Origin of the sequence: Chitinophaga sp. (genome assembly GCF_036566945.1) — a bacterium.
Lineage (GTDB): Bacteria > Bacteroidota > Bacteroidia > Chitinophagales > Chitinophagaceae > Chitinophaga.
The window spans coordinates 1-7,233 of the sequence record NZ_DATCVJ010000035.1; the positions used below are offsets into that span (position 1 = coordinate 1).

General features: G+C 47.0%; 5 protein-coding genes. 2 read left to right on the forward strand and 3 right to left on the reverse strand.

What is annotated here, in order from left to right; all coding sequences use genetic code 11:
• Positions 1-150: 150 nt before the first annotated feature.
• Positions 151-2,055 carry a hypothetical protein gene (locus tag VIP81_RS01005; RefSeq protein WP_331956611.1) on the reverse strand — a complete coding sequence of 635 codons (1,905 nt, stop codon included), beginning with the start codon at positions 2,053-2,055 and terminating at the stop codon, positions 151-153.
• A gap of 12 nt (positions 2,056-2,067) precedes the next feature.
• Positions 2,068-3,972, reverse strand: a complete 1,905-nt coding sequence (locus VIP81_RS01010; protein ID WP_331956612.1) for a tetratricopeptide repeat-containing sensor histidine kinase — start codon at positions 3,970-3,972, stop codon at positions 2,068-2,070.
• 264 nt (positions 3,973-4,236) lie between these two features.
• Here VIP81_RS01010 and VIP81_RS01015 point away from each other — a divergent pair, with 264 nt between their 5' ends.
• Positions 4,237-4,977: a hypothetical protein gene (locus VIP81_RS01015; RefSeq protein ID WP_331956613.1), complete on the forward strand. Its 741-nt coding sequence runs from the start codon at positions 4,237-4,239 to the stop codon at positions 4,975-4,977.
• Complete coding sequence (locus tag VIP81_RS01020) at positions 4,955-5,779, forward strand: SUMF1/EgtB/PvdO family nonheme iron enzyme (RefSeq protein WP_331956614.1); 825 nt, start codon at positions 4,955-4,957, stop codon at positions 5,777-5,779. The genes VIP81_RS01015 and VIP81_RS01020 overlap by 23 nt, the downstream gene beginning before the upstream one ends.
• A 20-nt stretch (positions 5,780-5,799) precedes the next feature.
• Here VIP81_RS01020 and VIP81_RS01025 read toward each other — a convergent pair.
• Positions 5,800-7,233 (reverse strand): right-handed parallel beta-helix repeat-containing protein (locus VIP81_RS01025; protein WP_331956615.1); only part of this gene is annotated, 1,434 nt, incomplete at its 5' end.

Sequence of the window (7,233 nt, forward strand, 5' to 3'; positions counted from 1 at the left end):
GAAATAAAAATGGTATCAGTGAGACAATAGATATACAACAGGCCTATCCGGCATGCAAGAGCCGGCAAAAACATATTACTGTTATTGCCGGCTGTACATTCATTGATGGTAGCGGTTCACCTTTTTCACAGCTCAATCAGCGAATAGGATTCACATAGGCAACCTATAAACAAACGCAAACGTATCCGGCGCCATTTCGGCTACCGCCAAACTACCCCCCATCTTACTCATAAAGTCGACACAGGTGACCAGCATTAGCTTGTCTTCCTGCTGTGGCCGGGCTAATAAATCCAACAGTGATGCTGTAACTGTAATGGGGCTGCCTTGTATAGTTACGACTGTTTCTCCGGTATCCTGTTGTGCTTTAATCCGGATATCACCACCGGAACCAGTAAGCATTATCATTTGCCGCAGGAGGGTACGATGTACAAACTGCAGCATGTCGGGATCTGCCGCAACCACAACCGCTACGGGCAGATCCGGGATGATTGTAACCCTATTATTGCTGGCATGAGTTTGCATACTATCCACCACTTCCAGGAGCATTTCTTCGATATTACACACAATAGGATGATAAGCAAAATCTGAAAACTGTGATTTTATCCAGCGAAGAATACCATCAAAATTATCGAGGGTGATGCGGGAATTCTGCTCCACCCGTTCAATGCTGCTTAGCAAGGTGCTATAATGATGAGTGCCGCTTTGCCATAATGCCGCCGTTTCGATAATCTCGTTTACCGGTGTTCTGAAATCATTTGCGATCAGTGACAGCAGGCGGTTTTTAAAATCATCATCTGCCTGTAATCGTATATTCTTTTCCGTTATACCTGTATTCAATGCGGCGAGGGCCACGGCATGGCGGCGGGAAGCGTAGTACGACAAACAATAGATAGCCGTAAAGATGAGCAGCAGTAACAACCCCGATAATAAAAATATCAGCAGCCAGCGATGGCTGGTTCGCTGCAAATCACTTTGGGCAATAGCCTGTTGCTGCAGCTGATCGGTAATTTGCAGATCCTGCATTTGCTGCTCTTTCAGGAAATAACTGATATAGTCTACCGCTGGTAGTTTGCCGGCTTCCGATTGTTCAAAAGTAGCCATTTGCCGTATCGACGTACCGTAAAGGGCCATTCTTTTCCAGTCTTGTTTTGGTAAATAGTACCCGTATAAATCGGGCATTACATCCATGATGGACTCATCGTCACCAATTTTTTTTGCGAGATGGAAAATTTTTTCGGCGTAGGCAATGGAGTCTACTTTATATCCCATGCTCCTGACGTCTCCTTTTAAATGGAAATAGGCCGTAAGGGCTTCGTCTGGTAATCCTTTCCGACAGGCTTCTTCCGCGAGTGCATTGAGCCGCTTTTCCGTGACTGCAAAAGGCCTGTTTTTTATCGTCGTGAGGGTTTCAAAAAGTTGTGCCTCATACCATTCCATACTAAAAGGATTTTTAACGGCCATGATACGCAGCTCTTTCAGCGCCCATTTTACAGAATCACTTTTTGCGGGATTCTTCCAATAGTATTCCAGGTAATTGATCAGGTCTACACTATAATCGCCCATGTCGGGAAACCGGCTACCAAGCAGCAACGAGCGCTGTTCGTATTCCTGTGCCTTACCAATATTTCCTTCTGCCCGATAGGCCAGTGCCAGGTTGCTGAGGTCTATGCTGATACTCCCGGAATCGCGGAGCTGCTCATCTATCTGCAATGCTTTGTAATTATACACAATGGCCAGTTTGGTATTTCGTTTCTTTGTATAAAACAAGGCAAAATTCGTATAGGCATACGAGGTACCTTTTCCGTCATGCAGGCGCAGGGATATTTCCAGCGCTTTTGTGGCGTACCAGAAACAACTATCGAGATTGTTCCGGTGGTGAAAAAAAGATAGACTGTTCAATGTTTTTATATAGTCACTGCTATCTTTCACCCGATGTAGTTTTTCATGCAGCTTCCTGAACTTGTCCGTTTGGCCAGACGCTGGTTGCCAGCCGCCAACCAGCAGCAGCAGCAGCCCAATACTATACCCCCAATATTTTGTCCTGTTTGATACCATGGTCTATTGCAATTAGTGATTGGCCAGCAACAAAGTATAGGATAATAAAGCCCCTCCTTCCGGAGGATTACCGGCCTTTATCTGTCCGTTCATTTTATAAATAAAGTCACGGCAAATGATGAGCGCCAGCCCTGCTCCCTGTTGACTGCCCGTATGTCGTTTGTTACTGTATTCGAACAGGTAGGGCAAAATTTCTTCTGGTATGCCGGGGCCTTCATCTGCCACTGATAAAGTCATCCGATCGTTGTTGATACTGCTGCGGATATATAGTGTTCCTTTTTCAGGGGAAAACTTAATCGCATTGTGAATAAAGTTGCGATGTATAAACTGCAGCATCTCCCGGTTGGCCCAAACAGCCCTATTATCTGCAATATTGACCACTATCTGCAGTTGTTTATTACGGATGGCTGTTTCCATATAGTGAATCACTTCAGGAATCATGGCGGCGGGTTTACAGGCTTCCGGCACATAAACAAACCCCGACGATTGAGAACCGATCCAGGCCAGTATATTATCAAAAATCTGCAGGGTATACCCGGCAGTACGTTCCACCTCTCTCATCCACCCGGTGGCCTCTTCTGTGGTGAGCACTTCTTCTTTTAAAAAAACGGCAATGTTAATGATATTGCTTAGCGGCGTCCTGAAATCATGTGCCACCACCGATACGAGCTTGTTCTTAAAATCATCGTGTTCCCGCAACAGGTTATTTTTTTCCTGCATTTCCAGGTTCTTTGTTGCCAGGAACCCGGCATTCTTTTTCATTTTTCTGTAGGCACGGAAAAAGTAAATCCCTGTAAGCGTAGCCAGTAGCAGCAATACCGACAAAATACCGGCAAAGTAAAGCCGGCTTTGGGTTTCCAGCTGTTGTTTATATAACAGCTTCGCTTGTATGGCTCTTTTCAGCTGCAAAGCATGGATGTCCTGCTGCAGGGTATAAAAGGAGATATAATCCATTTCACCGGCCGATTTAATGGCGGATCTTTTCTCCAGCACCCGAAGTAACAGGCTGCCATAGTACGCGGCACTATCAGTTTTTTTCTGTTGGGTATACCAGTCGAACAGCCGGATGATATAAGACAATGTGAATACTTTATACCCGCCTTTTACGGAGAATGCGACTGTCTGTGACTGATAATAAATAGAGTCTGCCCGGTGCATGGCCGCGCAGGTAGCGGCCATCAGGTAACCCGCCTGCATACCGGTGTAGTTATCTCCCTGGAGAGAAGCCACCGACATCAATGCCAGCATCTTTTTTTCTGCCGTGACCGTATCTTTTTTCCGGAGTAACGCCTTTATATCCAGCAGGTCCAGCTGCAGCAGGGCCGCCTCATCGCGCTGCCGGGTAAAGGTATTGCGGGCAGTGGCCAGCGCCCATTGAACGGAATCATACTTTTTCGGATCGGCCATGTGTATGCCGGCGTAATGCGTTAATACCTGCGCATAAAGGGTATCCTGCTGCCGGCAACGACCTATCTCCATTGCTTTGGCGGCGTAATCCACAGCAGCCGTATGCTGACCGGATTGCTCGTAATAGGCACTGATACGCATATACAACTCCCCTATGCCAACGGAATCCTTCAATTTTTCATATGCCTGCAACGCGTCCATGTAATAACGGATTGACAGGTAGTTATTATTATTCAGTCCATAGTAGGTACCGAGGCGCTGCCACGCATCTGCCTTCCCTTTTGTGTAATCCAGACGGGTAGCAATTTCCCGGGCCTGTTTGGCATAAAAGAAAGTCGTATCAAGCTTCTTTTGCTGAGATAAAATAGCGCGGCGATTCAGTTGGTCTACATAACGCATACTATCTGTCGGTAAATCCCCTGCCTGCAGCATACCCGCATAACAAATAAAACAGATCAATCCGAACCCTTTCCAGGCGGCTTGCTTAGGTCTGACCAACGGATGGATCATAGAGAGCTGCTTGTTTGATAAATGGTTAAATGCAAAATCTTCCCCGAGAAGAAATAGTCTTCCGGATATGTTTTTCAATAGTGTGTTGAAAGATAGTGGTGTATAATCTGATAATACAATTGTTTATGTTAAAGGAATTTGATTAACGTTCGCTTAACGTTAATAGCTCCTGAATATAAGGAATATTGTTAATAGTAAACGCGTGAGGGAATTGTTTGGCCATTCCTTTCTCCTGCTTTATCTTCCCGCAAATTTTCCAATATCATGAAAAGAATAGCAGCCGTCCTTGTTTTAGTCGCCACCTGTCACCTTTGTTTTGCCCAGGAAGCAGATGTGTACCAGGAGCCGAGTAAAGAAACCGTTGCCTACCAGGAATACCGTGAAAAAATAACCAGGCCACCATATGGACTGGAAAAAGTGCTGTTGCTCATAAAAAATATAAAGGATACTGACGAAAGCGCCGCCCTGACGCAGAAAGATTACCTGTCGTTATCCCTTCGGGAGAAGTTTACCTACCACATGATTCATGGAGAAGCGTATAGCCAGAACTGTGATGCTATGCCACCAGTTATCGATGCAGAGAAAAAAATCTTCGCACAACTGCCGGACGCCTTCGGCGAATACAGCTGGAGCGAGCGTCAGTTAAACTTCCTCCATGCCAACCGTGATTCTGTGATAGCGTTAATCACCGAATCTATTGGCAGAAGTAACCGGATAGGTGTAAACTATAAAAAAGCAGTGATTGAAATCAATGCCAGAGAAATGGTGCCTTTGCTGATCAGCACTTATAACCGGGACCACAAAGACAAAGACATTCTTACCCTGCTGATGATCCTGATGAAAAACAATGAGTACACGCCTTTCCTGACCTCTTCTTCCTATAAAAAATTGTTTGCCGATACAGAAAGCAGTTACCGTGCATTCCTCCACTTCAACGCCGCCAATGAAGAACTGATTATCACGCGGGCCAACAACTTTTACCATGCACTTCCTAAAAAAGGTTAGCGCCATTTTCCTGTTACTGCTCAGCTGCTATGTGGGGCTGGCGCAGGATAAATGTGGTGAAGTACTGATACCCAAAGGCCGGTACTGGATTGGTAAAAAACAACATTTGCTGAATCCACGGCGACAGGTATACACTGACAGCTTTTACATAGCTGCGTGTGAAACGACCAACCGGCAATTTACCGCCTTTGTAACAGCTACCGGCTATGTAACAGATGCGGAAAAACGCCATGATGCCCTTGTGTTTGTACCAGGGCTGCCGGAATTTGAGTGGCACAATGATAGTACTGCCTGTTGGCGTTTCCCCAATGGGATTACGCTTGGCGGCATTGACCAGAAAATGGATCACCCGGTCACTACCATCAGTTATAAAGATGCGCTGGCTTATTGTACCTGGGCCGGTGTGAGACTTCCCACCCTGGAAGAGTGGGAAATTGCTTCCCGTGCAGGCGCTGCTACCGATTATTTTTTTGGCGCCACCAATAACCACATTGGCCACTATGCCAACATCTGGTATGGGAAAGACCATTTGCAGGCCGACAGTACAGACGGATATATGTATACCGCCCCCGTAGGCAGCTTTGCCCCTAATGCCTGGGGCTTATACGATATGTATGGTAACGTATTTGAATTTTGCTCCGGCAAAGTAAGGCCGGATGAAAGTCCCACCCTGGCACATGCCCGCGGTGGCTCCTGGTGGTGCAGTAAGGCTTCCTGCTCTTTTTTCAATTCCGCCGATATTGGCCGCGTACATCAACGGGCCTCTTTCAGCAACCAGGGCTTCAGGGTGGTGAAAAAATAATCATCCGGCAACGTATCTTACTACTTTACCTGCAAATCCGTTTTCAAGGCTTTCGGCAACATCTCCTTCAACGCTACCTCCGGCTTAAAGGGTACTTTAAAATCATTGCCGCTAATCGTCACACCTTCGCAGGCAGTGAGCTCAAAGGAAGGCCTCATGGTGCCCGGTGCCATAAAACCAGTCATCCAGTTGATGCGGTTATTCCGGAAAATAAGGTTCGCCGTACTCCGCGCAGTGAGTACCGGGTAGTCGTATATCTTAAAATCATTGTTTTCTATGCGGATATTCCGGTGTACCATATAGCTTTTTACGAGCGTATGATTTTCCGGCGCCACCGCAATCACAAAATTACCCGGCGCCTGGTTGTAGCCACACCCCTCGAAGGTATTACCGGTAATGGTAACATCGGCCACCGCGCCCGATTCGTACCAGCTGCCGGCATCGTCGGCAATTAAAATAGCGTGCATACCGGTTCGGTAAAAGGTATTATTGGCGATCAGTACTTTTTTGCGGGTGGTGACCAATATACCTCTTGTATGCACACTTTCAAAACGGCAATTTCGTATAGTCAGCGACGGTACCCAGGTGGTATTTTCCAGGCAGTCGCCGATACGCACCCCTGCAGGTATGTCCTTATTAAGCGTTACTTCCATTTCCCGCGCCGACAACATCTTTGCAGCGGCAACGAGGCCATGGCCGTATGTTTGCAATTCCGCGCTATGCACAAAGCCAATACTATCGCCGGCAAAAAAAGCTTCAAAGCCATAGGTCTGGTGGTGCATGAAGCGCAATTTCAATACCCGTGGTGATACAATCTGCGTCACCTGCAGGTGCGTGCCGTGTACATTGATCGGGTCATCATGCAGCCCTTTGAAATGTGCATCTGTAATTTCAATAACACCCTTACAACCGGAAAAGTGCATACCATCCGCAAAGGTCGCCATCACACGCCCGCTGCCTGCGGCAGGAGTTACCTGTATATGGCTGTAGTACAGGTTTTCAGAGAACTGAGAGGTTATACCTAATCCATGCATGTAACGCATATGGATGTTTTCCAGGTGCACATTTTTACAATGCTGTATAAATGCCCCCACCTGATCGCGGATACCATCCCGCACCGAGAGCACATTGCCGGCCTCGCCTTTGAAACGGGAAAAGTCGCCACGAAATTGCACCACACCCGGACTCATCAACATAGCCTTGCTCTTGTAAAAAGGGTCCCAGGAAGAATAGGTATTCACCCCTTTAACGGTATCCGATAAAATCGCGTGGAACTGCTTCAGTCCCCATTTCTCCCCGTACCATTCCAGGCGCTGGTTAATAATGGCAAACCGGGAATCAGGATGCACGGCGGCCAATACGGCCGTGGGAGATACGGCCAGCAGCGTCATTTCAGACATGGAAGGACGTTCAAAGTCTACGCTCACATTGCGCAGGGTCATGTCTTCACAGTG